The sequence below is a fragment of the Bacteroidota bacterium genome, assembly GCA_016721765.1.
GTDB lineage: Bacteria > Bacteroidota > Bacteroidia > UBA4408 > UBA4408 > UBA4408.
Window position 1 is genome coordinate 756,005 of record JADKHO010000001.1, and the last position, 18,733, is coordinate 774,737.

At 38.4% G+C, this 18,733-nt stretch carries 13 protein-coding genes, 1 tRNA gene and 2 pseudogenes; 10 read left to right on the plus strand and 6 right to left on the minus strand.

Annotated elements, in window-relative coordinates; genetic code table 11:
• Positions 1 to 7: 7 nt before the first annotated feature.
• The 4 genes and pseudogenes from IPP32_02765 to IPP32_02780 all read left to right on the plus strand — a co-directional run bounded on the left by IPP32_02765 (position 8) and on the right by IPP32_02780 (position 2,164).
• On the plus strand, positions 8 to 919 hold the full coding sequence (locus tag IPP32_02765) for a hypothetical protein (GenBank protein ID MBL0047007.1): 912 nt from the start codon (positions 8 to 10) through the stop codon (positions 917 to 919).
• A gap of 121 nt (positions 920 to 1,040) precedes the next feature.
• Positions 1,041 to 1,214 (plus strand): hypothetical protein, encoded by a 174-nt coding sequence (locus IPP32_02770; GenBank protein MBL0047008.1) that lies wholly within the window; start codon positions 1,041 to 1,043, stop codon positions 1,212 to 1,214.
• Positions 1,211 to 1,669 (plus strand): annotated as a pseudogene (locus IPP32_02775) (recombinase family protein). The gene IPP32_02770 and the pseudogene IPP32_02775 overlap by 4 nt, the downstream one beginning before the upstream one ends.
• A gap of 219 nt (positions 1,670 to 1,888) precedes the next feature.
• A pseudogene (locus IPP32_02780) lies at positions 1,889 to 2,164 on the plus strand (recombinase zinc beta ribbon domain-containing protein).
• A 568-nt stretch (positions 2,165 to 2,732) separates the two neighbouring features.
• Here IPP32_02780 and IPP32_02785 read toward each other — a convergent pair.
• Positions 2,733 to 2,805, minus strand: a tRNA-Phe gene (locus IPP32_02785).
• A gap of 114 nt (positions 2,806 to 2,919) precedes the next feature.
• Here IPP32_02785 and IPP32_02790 point away from each other — a divergent pair.
• Positions 2,920 to 4,062, plus strand: a complete 1,143-nt coding sequence (locus tag IPP32_02790) for an aminotransferase class V-fold PLP-dependent enzyme (protein MBL0047009.1) — start codon at positions 2,920 to 2,922, stop codon at positions 4,060 to 4,062.
• A gap of 502 nt (positions 4,063 to 4,564) precedes the next feature.
• Here the strand turns inward: IPP32_02790 and IPP32_02795 are convergent.
• Positions 4,565 to 7,174, minus strand: a complete 2,610-nt coding sequence (locus IPP32_02795) for a HEAT repeat domain-containing protein (protein ID MBL0047010.1) — start codon at positions 7,172 to 7,174, stop codon at positions 4,565 to 4,567.
• A 109-nt stretch (positions 7,175 to 7,283) separates the two neighbouring features.
• Between IPP32_02795 and IPP32_02800 the strand changes: the two genes are divergently transcribed.
• The 5 genes from IPP32_02800 to hemN all read left to right on the plus strand — a co-directional run bounded on the left by IPP32_02800 (position 7,284) and on the right by hemN (position 14,759).
• Positions 7,284 to 7,799 (plus strand): acetyl-CoA carboxylase biotin carboxyl carrier protein subunit, encoded by a 516-nt coding sequence (locus IPP32_02800; protein MBL0047011.1) that lies wholly within the window; start codon positions 7,284 to 7,286, stop codon positions 7,797 to 7,799.
• A 146-nt stretch (positions 7,800 to 7,945) separates the two neighbouring features.
• Entirely contained in the window at positions 7,946 to 10,696 is a 2,751-nt protein-coding gene (locus IPP32_02805) for an AsmA family protein (GenBank protein ID MBL0047012.1), read from the plus strand.
• Between the two features lie 280 nt (positions 10,697 to 10,976).
• Entirely contained in the window at positions 10,977 to 12,173 is a 1,197-nt protein-coding gene (hemA, locus tag IPP32_02810; protein ID MBL0047013.1) for a glutamyl-tRNA reductase, read from the plus strand.
• A complete protein-coding gene (gene hemC / locus IPP32_02815; protein MBL0047014.1) occupies positions 12,157 to 13,083 on the plus strand; it encodes a hydroxymethylbilane synthase in 927 nt (308 codons plus the stop codon). Before hemA ends, hemC begins: the two co-directional genes overlap by 17 nt.
• Before the next feature lie 311 nt (positions 13,084 to 13,394).
• Positions 13,395 to 14,759: an oxygen-independent coproporphyrinogen III oxidase gene (gene hemN / locus IPP32_02820; protein MBL0047015.1), complete on the plus strand. Its 1,365-nt coding sequence runs from the start codon at positions 13,395 to 13,397 to the stop codon at positions 14,757 to 14,759.
• A gap of 165 nt (positions 14,760 to 14,924) precedes the next feature.
• Here hemN and IPP32_02825 read toward each other — a convergent pair whose 3' ends face one another.
• From IPP32_02825 to IPP32_02840, 4 genes are all read right to left on the minus strand, one after another.
• Positions 14,925 to 15,326 (minus strand): response regulator, encoded by a 402-nt coding sequence (locus IPP32_02825; protein MBL0047016.1) that lies wholly within the window; start codon positions 15,324 to 15,326, stop codon positions 14,925 to 14,927.
• A gap of 87 nt (positions 15,327 to 15,413) precedes the next feature.
• Positions 15,414 to 17,072 carry an FAD-dependent oxidoreductase gene (locus IPP32_02830; protein ID MBL0047017.1) on the minus strand — a complete coding sequence of 553 codons (1,659 nt, stop codon included), beginning with the start codon at positions 17,070 to 17,072 and terminating at the stop codon, positions 15,414 to 15,416.
• Between the two features lie 98 nt (positions 17,073 to 17,170).
• A complete protein-coding gene (locus IPP32_02835) occupies positions 17,171 to 17,668 on the minus strand; it encodes a DinB family protein (GenBank protein ID MBL0047018.1) in 498 nt (165 codons plus the stop codon).
• 70 nt (positions 17,669 to 17,738) lie between these two features.
• Positions 17,739 to 18,731 carry a YafY family transcriptional regulator gene (locus tag IPP32_02840; GenBank protein ID MBL0047019.1) on the minus strand — a complete coding sequence of 331 codons (993 nt, stop codon included), beginning with the start codon at positions 18,729 to 18,731 and terminating at the stop codon, positions 17,739 to 17,741.
• Between the last annotated feature and the right edge of the window lie 2 nt (positions 18,732 to 18,733).

Genomic DNA, 18,733 nt, shown 5'->3' on the forward strand with positions numbered 1-18,733 from the left:
GTTAGAAATGAATGAATCAAAATTCAATGTCAATGATATAAAACTCTCCAACAATCTTTACGATTTGAACAAGGAGATTTTCACAAAAGCCTTTACATTAAAAGACTTGGGTATTAGCTCAAGAGTTCTCAAGTATTGGTCTTTAATGGGGATTCTGCGCGAAGAAAACAGAGCGGTGGATGAGAATCACAAACTCAATTTTACAGAATACATCTGGCTAAAAATCATTGTTGAATTAAGAGAATTTGGCTATCCAATAGAATATATTAAAAAGGCTAAGGAGATTTTACTAAAAAAAGAATCGCTTGCTGAATCTTTAAAGTTACATACAGACGAAGCCCTAATTGAGTTTTTAAGGGGGATGATAAAAGCAACATCAAATAAGGATATTCCGGTTAGTGCATTTCTTAATAGTCCTAGCTCTTGGCAAAAATACAAAACGGTTAAACGTTCGCTCCTTGATAATACTATATTGATTCTTCTAGGAAAAAAAGAAAATATTGATTGGGTCTTTTTTAATGAGGGAGGTGCAGTGTATGTTCATGAGGATGCCTCCAAAAATTCGGAGCAAGTAATTACTTATCTAAAAAACAATTCTCACTTGCGAATTCCACTTATGAATTTAATTATGAATTTCATTGAGGATAAAAGCAAATTAGAATATGTAGCAAAATATGTGCTATTAAGTCCAAAAGAGATGGAAATTCTAAAGCATATTAGGAAGGGAGATTTTGAGTCTATTACTATTCATCTAAGGAACAACGAACCTATTAGGATTGATGAAACACGAAAGATTAAAATTCCTAATACAGCTAGAATATCTGAAATTCTTGCTAAGAGATCTTATGAAAAAATTGAATTGGTTACACAGGAAGGAACCATTACTTACGCTACTAAAACTGTAAAAACAAAACTGTGAAAACAATCCCTGCTAATGCACTTAAAAAAAGAAGGGTTAAAAGTTCCGCCAGTGCCGGACAAATAATAGTAAAGCTAACTTATTGATTTAATCAAAAGGACAAGCATGTTTATTGGATAACATGCTCTCATTAAATGAATGCAGAAAAATAATTGAAGAATACAATATATCAATCACCGATGAAGAGTTAACAGCTGTTCGAGATTGGCTTTACCTTACAGCTGATAATGCCATTGAGATTGTGGAGCAAAGAGAAGCTAGCACTAAACAAAACCTCAAAAACAATTACTCATGAAAAAAAGAGCAATAATCTATACAAGGGTATCGACAGATGAGCAAAACAATGGCTACAGCCCAGCTGACCAGAAAGATAAACTCTATCGGTATTGCGAAAACAATGACCTAGATGTTGTTGGATTTTATCATGATGATGAAAGCGCTAAAACATTTAACCGCCCCGAGTGGATTAAGGTTATGAAGTTTATTAAAATGAATAAGGGCTATGTAGATTATATTTATTTTTTGAAATGGGACAGGTTCTCCCGCAATGTTGCTGAAGCTTTTATTGAAATTAAGGAATTAAGAAAACATGGTGTTGAGCCAAGGGCTATCGAACAGCCACTTGATTTTAAAATCCCTGAAAGTAAAATTATGCTCTCAATTTATCTTGCTGCTCCCGAAGTGGATAACGATCGCCGAGCTCTAAATGTGTTTCATGGCATTAGAAGAGGTAAAAAAGAAGGGCGTTGGCTAGGTACATGTATCAAGGGCTATAAGAACGCAAGGGATGAAAACAATAAACCTATAATTGTTCCTGAAGGTGGTCAAAAAGAAGAATTGGTAAAGAAAGCCTTTGCCGAATTTGCTACAGGTTTATATAACATTGAACAGCTACGTGGGAAGCTAAATAAAGAAGGTTTTAAAGCAAATCGAAATTCCTTTTGGATGATGCTTCGCAATAAGGGATATATTGGGAAGGTTTTAGTTCCTGCCTTTGAAAATGAAAAGGAAGAATGGGTGCAAGGAAAACATAAGCCCTTAATTGATGAACAAACATTTTATACCGTTCAGGATATCCTCGCTGGGCGAAAAAAGAATATCCCCAATAAGTTTAGAACACAAAGAGATGAATTGCCTTTGAGGGGTTTTCTTTTATGTCCACAATGCGGAAAGAGGCTGACAGGCTCCGCATCTACCGGGCGCAAAGGAGATAAATTTTTCTACTACCATTGCTCCAAGGGCTGCAAAGAAAGGCAGGTAGCTGAAATTGCTAATCACGAATTTGAAAACATACTTTCTAAATTTAAATCGAATGAGCTTGCTATTAAATTACAAGGAGCTGTTTTAAAAGATAGATTGCAGAAAAAGAATAATGATGGCAAGGCTGAATTGGAAAGAGTAGGAAAAGAAATTGCGAAACAGAAAGTAAGAATACAAAATGCGAAGGAGTTAATGTTAGATGGTGAATTTTCTGCCACCGATTACAAGAACATGAAACTGGAGATTGAAGAAAAGATTGATTCTTTAACAAGAGAAGAAGCAAATCTAAGGGTAGGAAGCGAAAATCAGTCAGTAAAGGTTCAACAATGCTTAGAGATACTCGTAAACCTCCATCAATACTACGTTTCAGGAGATACTTCCAAAAAACAGAGTATTATTGGTTCGATATTTCCCGAAAAGCTGATTTTTGAAAATCAAAAGTATCGAACCACAAAAGTGAATTGGGTTGTCGCCATGCTTTGCAGTAATATAAAGGACTTTAAAGACAATAAAAAAGGGAAAGGTTTGTTTTCTAACAACCTTTCCCTTAGAGTGGTACCTCCAGGAATCGAACCAGGGACACAAGGATTTTCAGTCCTTTGCTCTACCAACTGAGCTAAGGTACCAGCATTAATTTAGGGCTGCAAATGTAAAAAAATACTTTGTACATCAAAAAAATATTATCCTTCTCCTCAAAATAACAGCGTTTAGCGCATTATTTGCCCTAACTTTGTGTGGTTATGAGAACTCCGATTTACTTCGATTACAATGCTACAAGCCCAGTGGATCCGCGTGTGCTGGAAAAAATGCTTCCCTTTTTTACCGAACATTTTGGCAATGCCAGCAGCAAGTTACATGCTTATGGTTGGTTGGCTGAAGAGGCAGTAAAAGAAGCAAGATCAGAAGTTGCTCGGCTCATAAATTGTGATACTTCCGAACTAATTTTCACTTCCGGGGCAACCGAATCGATAAATCTTGCACTAAAAGGCGCTTATAGTGCCTATCAAAAAAAAGGGAACCATATTATTCTTGTTCGAAGCGAACACAAAGCCGTGATTGATTGCTGTGAAGGCCTTGCAAAACAAGGAGCTGAACTAAGTTATTTAAACGTAGACCGTGAAGGAAGAATTGATTTGCACGAATTAAAAAACGCATTTAAGGATAACACCATATTGGTGTGTATGATGCTCGCCAATAACGAATCGGGAGTAATTCAAGACATTGCGCAGGTTGCTGAAATTACACATTCGAAAAATGCACTCCTCTTGAGCGATGCTACTCAAGCCATTGGAAAAATACGAGTGGATGTGCAGGAATTGGGTATTGATTTAATGCCCTTAAGCGCGCATAAGTTTTACGGACCCAAAGGTGTGGGTGCTTTGTTTGTGCGCCGTAAAAATCCGCGGGTAACCTTGCTCGCCCAACAACTTGGGGGTGGGCATGAAAACGGATTGCGTTCGGGCACCTTAAATGTCCCCGGGATTGTGGGGCTTGGTGCTGCTTGTGCTTTGGCCGAAGAGGAGCAATGGGATGACGCTATTCTCCTCTCGAGATTGCGTACCAAATTGGAGCAAAGTTTACTTGAGCTGGGTAATGTATTTGTGAATGGGAGTCAAAAGCACCGCTTGCCTAATGTAAGCAATCTTTGCTTTAGCGGAATTAAAGCAGCTCAACTCATTACTAAATTGCCTGATTTGGCTTTTTCAACCGGGTCGGCTTGCTCGAGTGCTTTGCCGGAACCTTCGCATGTGTTAAAAGCCATGGGTTTGGATGACGCTGCTGCTTATGCTTCAGCGCGATTTAGTTTGGGAAAGTATACCACTGAAGAGGAGGTAGATTTTTGTATTGAGAAAATCAGTACTGCTTTAACAAAGAATAATTAATTCAAATTTCTTAACGCCAATTTCTCATAGGCCGGTCTTTTTCGGTTTTTGATGATGCTTTTTTTCGTTTCTGTTTTTGATGATTTTCATGGGTGTTTGCGTTTTTTCATGGGTGTTTTCTTACTTTTTGCTTGATCAAAAAGTAAGCAAAAAATCAAGGCTGATGAGCAATTGGCTAAAATTTAAATTCATTTTTACGCGCAACCCAAGCGCTCGATTTTGATTAGTAATAGCGAAATATTTTTGTTTCTCGCTTGAGGGTTGCTTACACAAGGCCCACGCTTAAAAATGAATTCAAATTTCTTAACGTCAATTTCTCATAGGCCGGTCCTTTTCGGTTTTTGATGATGCTTTTTTTCGTCTGCGCTCGAGGGTTGCTTGCACTGGGCCCATGTAGAAAAATGAATTCAAATTTCTTAATGCCAATTTCTCATAGGCCGGTCCTTTTCGGTCCTTATTGAGATTTAAAAGTTTGTTAGAAAAGCTATTAATGGGAGTTAATTTAATTGCTGTAATAGCGTAAAAGATTTTTATCGGTTTCTTGTCCTTTTACGGATTCGAATAAGGCTTTAAGTTTTTGGTATTGGGCGTGGGCACTCTCGAGCGCTTGCGCATTAAGCTCGGCAGCCTTTTTAGCTTTTAGTTCGTTTTCGCGCGCTTCGTACATGCTTTGAAGCGAATCAATTGCTTGAAGTGCTACCAGCCTTACCCACCAAATGTTAGAAGTACGCGCTGTGGATTCTAACAATGGAAGTCCGGCATTAATAATTGAATCGCTTCTGCCAAGCAAATATTTACCATACAATTGTGTAAAACTGTATCTGCCATAGCTATTAAAAAAGCGTTCACGAGAAATAAAAAAACTATTTTCAATATCTGAACCACTGCTCGAAAAAATTGTAAGGAGTGCACTTAAAATGGTGTAATTACTGTCGTTTTCAAAACGCTTTGCTTCTTCAAAACCCTGTTCGGGATTTTTTTCATAAAGGGTGCTAAGGGCTTGTGCGGCTACGGTGTAAGATTTATCATCGGATGCATTTTTGTATACGTCTAGGAGGTCTTCTTCATTAAATAATTTGCCCAGCATTTCAATCGCATTGGCGCGTACACTTGGCTTTTCGTCCTTCAGTGCCAATTTTATCAAAATGGGTCTTATTTCGGAATCGCCGTTATTTCCATGACTGTCTAATTTTTTTATTGCAAAATTTCGGATGCTCCAATTTTTATCGCTAAGCGCTTTTATAATAATTTCTTTTGATTTAGCAGTTGGGTTTTTACTGATGGCATCCAAAGCTTCGTAGCGATCGAGGTATAAGGGAGCATTCCTATATTGAAAGGCCCACTCTTCCTGGGTTTTGGTATCATTTTTTTTGCAGAGCAACATTTTTTCGGCATCCACATTCACCAAATTTGGCTTGGCCGCCACATCAAAAACAAACTCTTCAGTTTCCTTTTTTAAGGTGATGTTGTGTCTTTCTTTTTTGCCAAAAGAATAAATATCTATTGCCATGGGTAGGCGATAGAGCGGCGTTTTGGATAAATCTTGCACTTGTTCGATGTGCACAATTTCCTTTTTTGTGGCCTCGTTGTACTCGTAGGTGATAAACAATTCGGGATGACCGCTGGCAAAAAACCATTGGTTAAAAAACCAATTCAAATCCTGTCCACACACCTTTTCGAAGGTAAGGCGCAGCTCATGAATTTCAACAGTGGAAAACCGATGTTCAGTGAGGTACAAGTTAAGTGCAGTAAAAAATGCATCGTCACCTACATAATTTCGAAGCATGTGTAAAATCCTACCACCCTTTTCGTAGCTGTGCCGGTCAAACATATCATCCGTATCTTCATAATCGAAACGAATCATTTTTACTTGTTTGGCGCGCGCTTCATTGAAATATGAATTCAAATCATCTTGGTGGTGAATATCCGCATCTTCTCGCCCATTGTGGTATTCAAACCAAAGGTATTCGCCATAAGTGGCAAAAGATTCATTGAGTGCAGTGTTGCTCCAAGATTCGCAGGTAACCAAATCGCCAAACCATTGGTGAAACAATTCGTGCGAAATGTATTCTTCTTTTTCATTATCGAGTCGTTCGCGCGCTGTAATATTCATAAACTCTCCGTGTAAAGTGGCCGAGGTATTTTCCATCGAACCGCCCGGATAATCTCGCACAACAACTTGAGCGTATTTTTCCCAAGGAAAGTCTACGCCCAGTTTTTTGGAATAAAACTCAATCATTTCAGGAGTATTTCCAAAGGTTCCTTGCGCTTCCTTACCGTAATTTTTTTCAACGTAATAACTTACTTCCTTGTTGCGCCATTTATCCTTCGTTACTGAAAACTCACCAATGGCGAACATCGAAAGGTAAGGGGCTGCGGCAAGACTTTGTTTCCAGGTATCGGTGCGGGTGCCATCGTTATTATCGATTTGATTGAGCAATAAACCATTTGAAAGCGTAGTGTATTTTTTATCTACTGTAATAGCGATTTGTTGCGTCATGCGCTGATTGGGTGCGTCGATGGTGGGAAACCAGCAGGAGGCGGATTGTGTTTCGCTTTGGGTAAATATTTGTTTTGGTTTATTCGGATCACTTCCATCTGCATTGATAAAAAATAAACCTTTGTCGGATGTGGCTTCTCGTCGGCCTTTTAGTTCGAGATTATTCGCTTTAGCAACATATTCGATATAGAGTTGAAGGGTATCCTTGCGGGTGATGCTTTTATTGAGATTGATGCTGATTATTTTTGTATCGTAATTGTATTCAGCCTTCGATTTTAAACCATTTCTAAGGATAAAAACATCCGTAAGTTCAAAGCTTTGTGCATTGAGTTTTACTTGGTTTTGCGGATAGAAATACGGTTTAAGCGTAAGCGTAGCCTTTCCATATAAAAGCCCATTTTCCCAGTCCGGTTTTAATTCCAGTTTGGTATCCAGAATATCCATTTCATGGGCTTCGGATTCGTGGTAAACTGGGGTGTTATCTTTTGGATGAATAGTTAGGGTATCCAAATTAATGACCTGAGCCTTATCTGATTTTGCAGTACGTTTGGAAGGATTACAGCTAAGCAGCACCAAAGCTACTGCGGAAAGCAGCAGCGAATAAAATTTCATCGTATTTTTCAATAGGGGCGCAAATTTGAGCAAAAATAAGTGATTTTCAAAAGTATAGCCATCAAACGAAAGTGAAATTCAGAATTAAAGTTTTAAATACATTTGTAGCATGTATAAAGTAAAATCTCTAAACGGAGCAGCCAGCGAATTTGAAATTACGTTTGATGCAGCTTCAAAAAACAGCGGTAAGATAAACGGCAAGGCCTTTGAATGGGACATTTTAGAAGAAAAACACGGACGTTTTCATGTATTGAAGGACAATAAATCATTCACCATTGAAGTTGTACATGCAGATGCTGCTGAAAAAAAATGCACCTTAAAGGTTAATGGTAATACCTATTCGTTCGAAATGAAAGACCAATTTGACGAGCTCTTGAAGAATCTGGGCTTGGATAAATTAGTGAGCGGAGTAGCAAAAGATTTAAAGGCACCTATGCCCGGTTTGGTGTTGGATGTGTTAGTTAAACCTGGAGATTCAGTTAAAAAAGGGGATTCCATTTTAGTGTTGGAAGCCATGAAAATGGAAAACAATATTAAAGCAGCAGCAGATGCTGTGATTAAGAAAATTGCGGTTCGAAAAGGAAATGCAGTGGAAAAAAATCAAGTCTTGGTTTTGTTTGAATAATTTACTTGTACCGTTTTTTTATGGTCATTTCCGTTTAATTTGTTGCAGCTTTGAAGGGAACAAAATCCATAACTGCTCAAGTTGCTTCCATGTATTTTTATCAATAAAAATAAACTGCATACGCTCTAATTGAGCACAATTTGTTTATGAAAATTCCCCGCTTTCTTAAAATTTTTCTAATTACCCTTAGTTCATTGCTGATACTCTTGCTCAGTAGTGCTTTGGTAATCGTTTATTTTTATGAAGAAGAAGTAAAGCAATTGCTGGTAGGAGAAATCAACAAACAATTGAATACGCCGGTTTCCGTAAAAGGAATAGAGCTTTCGTTGATTAAGAAATTCCCAAATGCGAGTTTAGAATTTACCGAAGTTAGTGCAGCATCGGTTCAACCCGCCGATAGCCTAGAAGATGAAGAACGCTTTACGGAGAAGCTTTTTGAAGCGCACAAATTATTTTTACAATTCAACATTCTAGATATTTTTCACAAAAAATACCGCATTAAAAAAATTGAAATTGAGGGTGTAAAATTAAACTTGCTCATCACAAAAAAAGGGAGCGACAATTTTCATTTCTGGAAAACTTCGACTGATACTACCGCAAGCACTTTTAAGCTAAGTCTTGAAAACATTGAAGTACAGGATGCAGATGTGGTATTTAAAAATGAGTTGGACAATCAAATTTATTCCTTTGTCATCAAGGAGAGTGAGCTAAGTGGGAATTTTTCGGAAAGCAATTATGTCTTGGATACAAAGGGAGAGTATTTCGTGTCGGATATTGCCATAAATGGAACCAGTTACTTAAAACGTAAATCATTGTTGTTGGAGGGAAGTTTGGAGGTAAGCCACAATAACCGATTTGAGTTTAAAAATGTGGAGTTGTTGTTAAATGATTTGGCATTTAATTTAAGTGGTAATTTTATCCGCAACAGCGGTAAAAACGATGCGGTAGATTTGAGCATTACGGGTAAAAACCTGGATGTAAAAACATTTATTTCGTTGCTTCCTGACAGCTATCGCAAAAAACTGAATACCTATAGCAGCAGTGGTTTATTTTATTTTGAAACACGCATCAATGGTGAAATAGGGGAGCATATCGGACCAAAAATAAGTGCCCAATTTGGCGTTAAATCGGGAGAAATTACAGAAGAAAATTCAAAATTAAATCTTGAAAAAATAAATTTATCCGGCACCTACAGCAATGGAAAAAGCAGGAACAGTGCAGGAAGCGAATTGAGTATTGCCAATTTTAATGCACAATTAGGTAGCGGAAAGGTGTTGGGTAATTTTTCGATAAAGAATTTTGAGAATCCTTACTTAACTATTGTTGCGGAGGCGCAATTGAACTTAAGCCAAGTGAAACAATTTTTAAAACTCGATACACTCGAAAAGTTTAGCGGGGCGCTTACATTGGATTTGGATTTTTCGGGAAACACCAGCCACATCTCGCATTTTTCGGGAGCTGATTTTGCCAAAACAAAAACTCAAGGTACGCTTACCTTGGAACAAGGAAGTGTAAAATTTGTTGGGGCAAAACAATCTTTTGAAAACCTGAATGCATCTTTGTTATTTAACAATAATGATATTGTAGTGAATGAATGTAATGGAAAAATAGAAGATTCGGATTTTGCTTTGAAAGGATTTTTTAGAAATGCCTTAGCCGCGACATTCAACAGTGAAGAAAAATTATTTATTGATGCCAGCCTTACTTCTCAAAAAATTGATTTAAATCAAATTTTAGCGGATGATGAAACATCAACAAAAAACAAAAAAGCATTTGAGCTAAAGTTTTCAGATCGCATAAATGTAAATTTAAATGTGACGGTGCGCGAATTGGTTTTTAAGCGTTTTGAAGCAAGTGCAATTTCGGGAACTGTGAAATTGCAGGATAAAAAACTAGCCTTAAGTCCGATTACATTCTCAACCATGGATGGCACCGTACTTGCAAATGGAGTAATTGACGGAACAAGTGATGTTGATTTTAAAGCCATTTGCGATGCGGATTTGCGCAACATTACTATTTCGAAACTTTTTTATGAATTCGAAAATTTTGGAGGTACTACCTTGACCGATAAAAATTTGAAAGGGAAGGCATCTGCGAGTGTTCAGTTTTCGGGTAATTTTACTTCGGAGCTTCAATCCAAAACTGAAAGCATTGTTTCGCGATTTGATTTGACCATTGAAAATGGCGAGTTGCTCAATTTTGAACCGTTGAAGAAGTTATCGCGTTTTATTTCCTTAACGGAGTTAAACGATATTCGATTTGCCTCTCTTAAAAATTCGATTGAAATTAAAAACCGAAAAATAAATGTTCCTAAAATGGAGATAAATTCATCGGCCATGAATTTGAGTGTTGCCGGTACGCATACGTTTGATAATGTGGTGGATTATCATTTTAAACTTTTGCTGAATGAATTACTGGGAAAGAAAGCACGAAAAGCCAAAAAGGAAAATGAAGAATTTGGCACCGTAGAAGACGATGGATTGGGAAAAACAGCCATCTATATCAGCATGAGTGGTCCGCTTGAAAACCCAAAAATTAGCTATGATAAAAGTGGTTTGAAGATGCAGATGAAACAAAATGTGGCCAGCGAAACACAAAACTTAAAATCGATTTTGAGGAATGAATTTGGCTGGTTTAAAAAAGACAGCACTATAAAAGCAGCTCCGCAAAAAAAGCAAAATGTTCGTTTTGAAACAGAGTGGGAAGAAAGTGATAAAGCGACAAAAGAAAGTTCGAATTCTGAAAAACAATTGCCCAAAGTGAAGGCAGTAAGCAACACCGAAGAGGAGAAAAAGAAAGTGAAGGTCTTGGACAATTTGTTTAAAAAAGTGGATGAGAAACCAAAAAAGAAAAAAGTAAAAGAAGAAAAGACAGAAAACTCGGACGATTTTAATTGAGATTTCTCTAATTGCACCCCCCGGAATGCATTACCTTATCAAACAAAAGGAAGTAAAAGGCTCCGACAATTTGATTTCCACAACAAAATTGTAAATAGTTAATTTTTAACAACTTAAACCGTATTGAATTCCTGAACAATCTAAGAAATATGCGCATTTACCTACATTAACTTGAGTTAAATCAGCTGTTTAACTGATTTCTATCAGTATTCCACGATACGGAAGTGCAGAAATTTGGGCATTGAGATTCACGAATGAACTCAATCTCAATAAAACGTTTATGAAAAATTCTTTCGTTATCGGAATAACATTTAAAAATGCAAACATTGCCACCCGTAGTGCATTTTCGATTTCTGATGAGAAGCAAAAAGCGTGTTATGAATTGGCAAAAAGACATCCTTTCAGCGATTTTGTTGTACTCAGTACTTGCAACAGAACCGAAATATACGGCAGTGGATGTGTGCACCATGCGGAGCGTATTTTATCTGAAGTATGCAATCAACCAAAAGCATTATTAGATGAATACAAATTTGTGAAAACATCGCAAGATGTGCTTTCACACATTTTTCAGGTAGCATCCGGATTAGATTCACAAATTTTGGGTGATTATGAAATATTAGGTCAGTTTAAAAATGCTTGTCGCTTTTCTAAAGAAGAGGGCTTGTTGGGACCGGTATTTGAGCGTATGTCGAATGTATGCATACAAGCTTCCAAGGAAATTAAAACCAAAACAGCATTGAGTAAAGGAACGGTATCCGCATCCTATGCAGCGATTGAAATATTGCAAGAAAAAGTAGCGGTAAAACCAACCAAATGTTTATTAATTGGAACCGGAAAATTTGGAAACAATATTTCAAAAAACATTAAACATTATTTACCACATTTTGATTTAACTGTTTCTAACAGGACTTACGAAACCGCTTTAGACATTGCCTTAAAGAATGGTTTTGGTTTGTTGCCATTTGAAGATATTAATGCCAACATTAAGGATTATGAGGTGGTAATTTTAAGTACCACAGCCGACAAATACATAGTGACACCCGAAAATTTAGCCCATTCGAAAACCAAGTTAATTTTAGATTTATCGATTCCACAAACCGTTCATCCACGTTGCAAACACATGGAAAATGTGGAAGTTTTAGATATCGATTCCATTTCTGCCATCCTTGATAAATCGTTGGAAAACCGAAAAACTTATTTGCCGGTTGCAAATCAAATCTTAAATAGTCATATTGCAGCCTTTGTTGACTGGAACACATTTTATGAGCAACGCAATCAAATTGTAAATTTGAAAAACATGTTGATTGAAGCCAGCAACTCTTGTCCACATTTAGCTCGTTTGGAGGAAGATAAAAAGAATGAATTAGTAAAAAAAACGGTACAGGCTTTTGTGCTTGAACTTAAACAAAATAACGCTACCATCTCAGCACCTCATCAGATTGTAGCAAACTTTATGCGCCATGCAACGGTTAATTAAAATAGGATCACGCGACAGTAATTTGGCATTATGGCAAGCTAAATTCATTGAAAATTTATTGCAGCAACAAGGTTTAAAAACTGAAATCGTTCTTGTAAAAAGCGAAGGCGATATCAATTTGGTTTCGCCTTTGTATGAAATGGGTGTTCAGGGAATTTTTACAAAGAACTTGGATATGGCCTTGTTGAGTAATAAAATTGATATTGCTGTGCACTCTTTAAAAGATGTGCCAACTCAATTGCCCAAAAACTTAACGATTGCTGCCATACCTGAACGGGCAAATGTGAAAGATGCTTTGGTGTATGAAAACAGTTCGTTTGAGCTCTCCGAAAAAGCAGGCATTACCATTGCCACCAGCAGTTTGCGCAGAAAAGCGCAATGGTTGAATAAATATCCTCAACATGCAATTGAATCGATTCGAGGGAACATTAATACACGACTTGAAAAATTAAAAAGCACTCCGCAGTGGAGTGGGGCTTTGTTTGCCTGTGCCGGGATTAATCGCATTGGTTTAGAAGTTCCGAATAAACTGGAGTTGGATTGGATGCTACCTGCGCCTGCCCAAGGTGCGCTAGCTGTGGTGTGTAGAGAAGATGATTTAGAAGTAGATAAAATTTGCAGCACCTTAAATCATTCCGAAACCTCCATTTGTGTTGGAATAGAACGCTCCTTTTTACGTCACCTCAAAGGTGGCTGTTCCATACCTATTGCAGCACTTGCGGTTGTTAGTGATAAGCGTATACATTTTCGAGGAAATATACTTTCGCTGGATGGAGCAAGAAAAGTGGAAGTGGAAATGGAATTTGATGTAGCGGATCATATGAATGCAGGTAGGTTAGCAGCCGAAGAGTTGTTATCAAAAGGCGGGGACAAAATAGCGCTGGAATTAAAAAGCTTGATGACCGAGTAATTTTTTTAGGCAGGAATTGGTTTTTGATGCTGTAGTGAACTGTTTAAGGCTGGCACCGGGCGGTGCTCAAGAGCGGATGAATAGCGCTCTAATTTGGCAACTTATGGAAAAGTAATTGATGGAGGAATGCTGTCAGAAGCTTTTGTAGGAAAAGAGAAATCATGAAGTATATTATGGCATTTGGGAATGTTTACCATCGGGATTTATTTACCACCTTCGGCATACGAAAGCTGGTTTTTTAATCATGTCTTATCTTCTTCAGACGTTGCAAAAACCATCGAAGTTGTGAACACCCTTTAAATTCAAACAATATGGACCAAGATATTTTAGGACTTTTAAAAAAATACGATCTTCCGCTTCCGCGCTACACCAGTTATCCAACAGTTCCTTATTGGGAAAAGGAAACACTTAGCACCGAAAGCTGGAAACAATCGGTTGTAGAGACATTTAAAAAAGAAAACGGTGAATTGTGCATTTATTTTCACCTGCCATTTTGTGAGAACCTTTGTACTTTTTGTGCCTGCAACAAGCGTATCACCACCAATCATAAGGTGGAAGAGCCTTATTTAGTGAGTGTTTTAAAAGAGTGGGACATGTACCGTGCCTTGTTGCCAGACAAACCCAAAATTCGTGAAATTCACTTGGGTGGTGGCACTCCAACCTTTTTTAGTCCAGAAAATTTGCTTGCTTTGATTAATGGAATCACAAAAGATGCGGTAGTAGTGCCTGACCATGAATTCAGCATAGAGGTGCATCCCAATTATACGCACGAGGCACATTTAGAGGCTTTGGCATCGGTTGGCTTTAACAGGATAAGTTTAGGCGTTCAGGATTTTGACCCTGAAGTGCAATATATAATTAACCGCGTACAATCGTTCGAAAAAACCAAAGAGGTTGTTGACTGGGCTATAAAACATGGATACACCAGTATTAATGTGGATTTGATTTATGGCTTGCCGAAGCAAACCGTAAACAGCATCGCCTATACCATAAGTAAAGTAAAAGAATTAAAACCCGATCGTATTGCTTTTTATTCATATGCCTTTGTTCCTTGGAAAAGTAAAGCTCAACGCAGATATACCGAAGCGGATTTACCCAAGGCCAACGACAAATGGAAGATGTATCAATTGGGAAAAACACTTTTACTGGAACAGGGTTACAAAGCAATTGGCATGGATCACTTTGCATTGCCCAACGACAAACTTTTTGACGCTGTTTCGAAAGGTACTTTGCACCGCAATTTTATGGGCTATACCACCACACAATCTAAACTAATTATTGCGCTTGGCGCATCCAGCATTAGCGATGCCTGGATTGCTTTTGCACAAAATGACGATGTAGTAGAAGAGTACCAAGAAAAAATTTCGCGTGGTGAATTCCCTATTAAAAATGGGCATTTGCTTACTCCGGAAGATGTTATGGTGCGTACTAAAATATTAGATCTGATGTGTCGTGGAACTGCTATAATTGACACCTCTGTATTATCCGCGGATTTTCTTAAGTCGTGCATGGGCGAATTAGCGCTTTTGGCGAAGGACGATTTAGTAAGCTTAAACGGCAATAAAGTTGTTGTAACCGAAAAGGGAAGTTTATTTATCCGTAATATCAGTTCAACATTAGATGCCCGATTAAGACGAAAGCAAAGTGCCGGAAATATGTTTAGTCGATCGATTTAGAAAGGCTTGAATGTATTGATTTCTTTGCTGAAGAACATAAAATTGCTTTTGTTCCAAGAAGCATGCTTTCTTTCTGAAAACATGATATTCGTCTTAAAAGTGCCGGTTGAGATACTAAAAAAGCAAAAGAAAAAAAATTGTGCCGGCCGAGGAAGCCAGCAGCATTTAGTGGATTATTTCCCGATTTACAAGTGAATTTACTACCCGTAAAATTACCTCAATGCGCACCGGTTTATTGAGGTAAAAATCAGCCCCACACTCATGCGCTAATAAAGCCACGTATTCCCCATCGTCGGCTGTTAAAAATAGCAAGGGAATATTTTTCAGCAGATCATCCGATTTTAAATTTTTGCACAATGCAATGCCATCCATAAGCGGCATGCGAATATCCGAAACTATCACATCCGGTAACGTTGCGTATGCACTAGTAAGTGCACTCATGCCATCCATTCCGGTAATTACATCATACCCGTTCTTTCGAAAATGATACGACAAAAATTCAAGTATATCGTCTTCGTCGTCAACAAGTAGGATTTTCTTTTTAGCCGGGCTTAATTCTGTTTGCATCTCATACTTTTTTACAATTCAAAAGTAGAAGACACATATTAGCAAGAGATTATGAATGAGTTAAAAAAACATCACTAATTTTTAGTTTTAGCCGTGGGCTTCAACACTGCAAGCCTTCCACAAGCGATAACCACCGGATAAATTTTTAACTCGCTTAAAATCATTTTGCACCAAAATGCGTTGCGCCAAATAACCCCTTAATCCTGCTTGACAGTAAATAAAATAGTTTTTATCCTTAGCAAGTGAATCTAACTTGTCGCGCAATTCATCCAAGGGAAGGTTAATTGCCTTTTCAATATGTCCTTGAGCAAACTCTTCGGGTGTGCGCACATCCAGCAATACATCGGCTTCACCAATTTTATCCAACTCATTCCAATAAAATAATTTTAACTTCTCCGTTAAAATATTTTCTGCTACAAAGCCCGCCATGTTTATCGGGTCTTTAGCGGAAGAATAGGGCGGCGCATAGGCATGTTCAAATTCCATTAATTCATAAATGTTGCTTTTTCGTTGGATTACGGACGAGAGCACATCCATTCGTTTATCCACCCCTTCATATCCTACAATTTGCGCACTATACAAGGCTCCATTATCCGGCGAAAAAGCAATTTGAATACTCATTTGCTTCGCTCCGGGATAATATCCGGCGTGAGAACCGCTGTGTGTGGTACTTACAAGGTGTTTGATTTCGGCACGCGACAAGTGTTTGGATGCTGTACCGGCGATTGCAACTGTGAGGTCGAAAACTTTTACAATAGCTGTATTGATGGAGCCTCTGTAGCTTTGCTTGTTGCCCAACACAATGTTATTGGCACATATTCGCCCCTGCTTGTTGGCTGGTCCTGCCAAATAGGTATTCATGGATTGGCCGCTTATGGGGTTCGAAAATTCAATCGCATCACCCACTGCATAAATATCGGGGTTGGATGTTTGTAAAAATTCATTCACCCAAATCCCTTTGGCATCTCCCTGTTTTAAGCCTGCCACCGCTGCCAGCTGGGTATCCGGCCGAACACCAATAGAGAGAATTACCACATCGGCTTCAAGTTGCTTTCCACTTTTTAAACTGAGGGTGATTCCTTCACTCGTTTTTTCGAAAGCGCTCACGGCATCGCTTAATATTAAGTTCACACCCTTGTCGCGTATGTGTTCTTGCACCAGCGCTGCCATGGGAAAATCCAAAGGCGCCAATACTTGGTTTCCCATTTCTAGAATACTTACATGCAATCCAAGTCCATGCATGCTTTCGGCCATTTCCAAACCAATAAACCCGGCGCCCACCACCACGGCTCTTTTTACATTTTTTTGCTGCACAAACGCTTTAATGAAATCGGTATCGTTTACATTTCGAAGCGTAAATATTCCTTCGCTGGCAATACCCGGTAAAGGCGGACGAAGTGGCGTAGCACCGGGCGACAATACCAGTTTGTCGTAACTTTCCTCGTAGGATGTACCACTTGTCTGATCCAAAGCTGTAAGGATCTTTGTAGTTGGATTTATTGAGATTACCTCAGTTAATGTGCGCACATCAATAGCAAAGCGCTGGTTGAATGCAGCAGCCGTTTGCACGAAAAGTGCATTTCTGTCCTTAATTACATCCCCAATATAATAGGGCAAACCACAATTGGCATACGAAATATATTCTCCCTTTTCGAAAATAATAATTTCCGCTTTTTCATCCAATCTTCTCAAACGTGCGGCTGTACTGGCTCCTCCGGCTACTGCTCCAACAATTATGTATTTCATATCGTTTATTTTTTAACGATACAAAATTAGCGCTTCAATGCGCGCTGCTTTGCAACATTAGTTACTTAAGCGCATGCATTTTATACAGGAAATGTCCATCACATTGTTTCATCCGCACTCGGACCATATACTCCCGGAATAGGAATATTCAACAAGCGCAAATACACACCCAGTTGTGCGCGGTGATGCACGATTTGGCAATAGGCATGGCGAATGGTTTCGAGCTTACTTTGCTTCACATATACAATTGCCCCATTTCGTAAGGTCCAGAATTCCTCTAAAAGTGCATCACTACTTTTTTGCAGGTGCAATTTGGCAACAGCAGCATTTTTTTCGTAGTACTTTACCAATTCTGCACCATTGCTGCACTTGTCGGGATTATACGGACTGCTTGCAAAATCCAATTCATCGGTTGTTAAGCCATAGGTAATCCAATTGGGTAAATCGGCAATGTGTGTCGCTAAATCCATTAGCTTCATACTCTTTGCATGTGGCTTCCAGTCGGCTTTGTCGGCAGGCACTAGCTGTAACATTTTAATTGTTCCAATACTTTCGTGTTCGAGTTCCTTCAGGAACGATTCCATAAATGTGATCATAGATTTTAGTTTTAGATTTTGAACAAAACTAAAAGCGGTGTATGACAACAGTATGTCAGTAGGTTTAAAATTATTTTTTGCTTTTTTCTTTTTCGCTAGCGTTCATCGATTTAGCAAAATCGCTATTCTTTATAGCGCTTGCCAATTCCAGGATACGTGCTTTTAAAGCGGGTGGACTCACAATTTCGGCACTGTCGCCAAACATCATGTACCAGCGGGCAAAACCTTCGAGGGAGGAGGTTAAAAAAGTTTGTTCCAACGTATCGTTCACCTCTTTTTCAGAAACAAACCCTTGATAATATTTTTGTTCGCCCAGGTATTTCAAAATGTTCTTTTGTACACGTATAACAACTTCTGTCAAGTCTCTCTTTTCTTGAGTGAGTGCTTTTAAATAATTTTTTAGTGGGGGATGTTGCTTCTTAAATGGGATAAAAGTGGTTTCGAGATGAGAAATCCGATCGAGCCGAAACGTGCGGTAATCCTTGCGCATCCAACAATAGGCTATGAGGTACCAAGCGCTGATGTCGAAAAAAACACCAATAGCCTCAATGTTTCTATTGCTTCTTTGTTGACTGTGGTTGGCAAAATAATCCAATTTTAATACGCATTGTTGCGTGATGCTTTGGAGTATTAGTTGCAGGGTATTGCTTGTTTTAGTATCCTTAGGAAAGTAGCGATTATCCAACACTTCGATGTGTTGGTTCATATTTTCAAGATGTTGTTTATCATCGCTACGAAGTACTGCCTTTATTTTATAAAGTGCTGCTTCGTAAATTTTAAATGTGTCGGCATCGGTGAGTTTCTCGACAAGTTTTTCGGCAGTTAAAAATGCGGTTGCTTCTTCTTTGGTAAACATTACGGGAGGCAAACGATAACCTTCCATCAGTGAATAACCCACACCGGCTTCACTCACAATGGGCACTCCTGCTTCTTCCAGGGTTTTAATATCGCGGTAAGCAGTACGCAAACTAATCGAAAAGCGATCCGCAATAGCTTGCCCAGTTACCACACGTTTGGATTGCAATTGTATTAAAATAGCTGATATACGGTCGATGCGGTTCATGT

Coding starts and splice junctions, on each gene's coding strand:
- IPP32_02765 (MBL0047007.1), top strand. CDS start 8: ATGAATGAATCAAAATTCAATGTCAATGATATAAAACTCTCCAACAAT.
- IPP32_02770 (MBL0047008.1), top strand. CDS start 1,041: ATGCTCTCATTAAATGAATGCAGAAAAATAATTGAAGAATACAATATA.
- IPP32_02790 (MBL0047009.1), top strand. CDS start 2,920: ATGAGAACTCCGATTTACTTCGATTACAATGCTACAAGCCCAGTGGAT.
- IPP32_02795 (MBL0047010.1), bottom strand. CDS start 7,174: ATGAAATTTTATTCGCTGCTGCTTTCCGCAGTAGCTTTGGTGCTGCTT.
- IPP32_02800 (MBL0047011.1), top strand. CDS start 7,284: ATGTATAAAGTAAAATCTCTAAACGGAGCAGCCAGCGAATTTGAAATT.
- IPP32_02805 (MBL0047012.1), top strand. CDS start 7,946: ATGAAAATTCCCCGCTTTCTTAAAATTTTTCTAATTACCCTTAGTTCA.
- hemA (MBL0047013.1), top strand. CDS start 10,977: ATGAAAAATTCTTTCGTTATCGGAATAACATTTAAAAATGCAAACATT.
- hemC (MBL0047014.1), top strand. CDS start 12,157: ATGCAACGGTTAATTAAAATAGGATCACGCGACAGTAATTTGGCATTA.
- hemN (MBL0047015.1), top strand. CDS start 13,395: ATGGACCAAGATATTTTAGGACTTTTAAAAAAATACGATCTTCCGCTT.
- IPP32_02825 (MBL0047016.1), bottom strand. CDS start 15,326: ATGCAAACAGAATTAAGCCCGGCTAAAAAGAAAATCCTACTTGTTGAC.
- IPP32_02830 (MBL0047017.1), bottom strand. CDS start 17,072: ATGAAATACATAATTGTTGGAGCAGTAGCCGGAGGAGCCAGTACAGCC.
- IPP32_02835 (MBL0047018.1), bottom strand. CDS start 17,668: ATGATCACATTTATGGAATCGTTCCTGAAGGAACTCGAACACGAAAGT.
- IPP32_02840 (MBL0047019.1), bottom strand. CDS start 18,731: ATGAACCGCATCGACCGTATATCAGCTATTTTAATACAATTGCAATCC.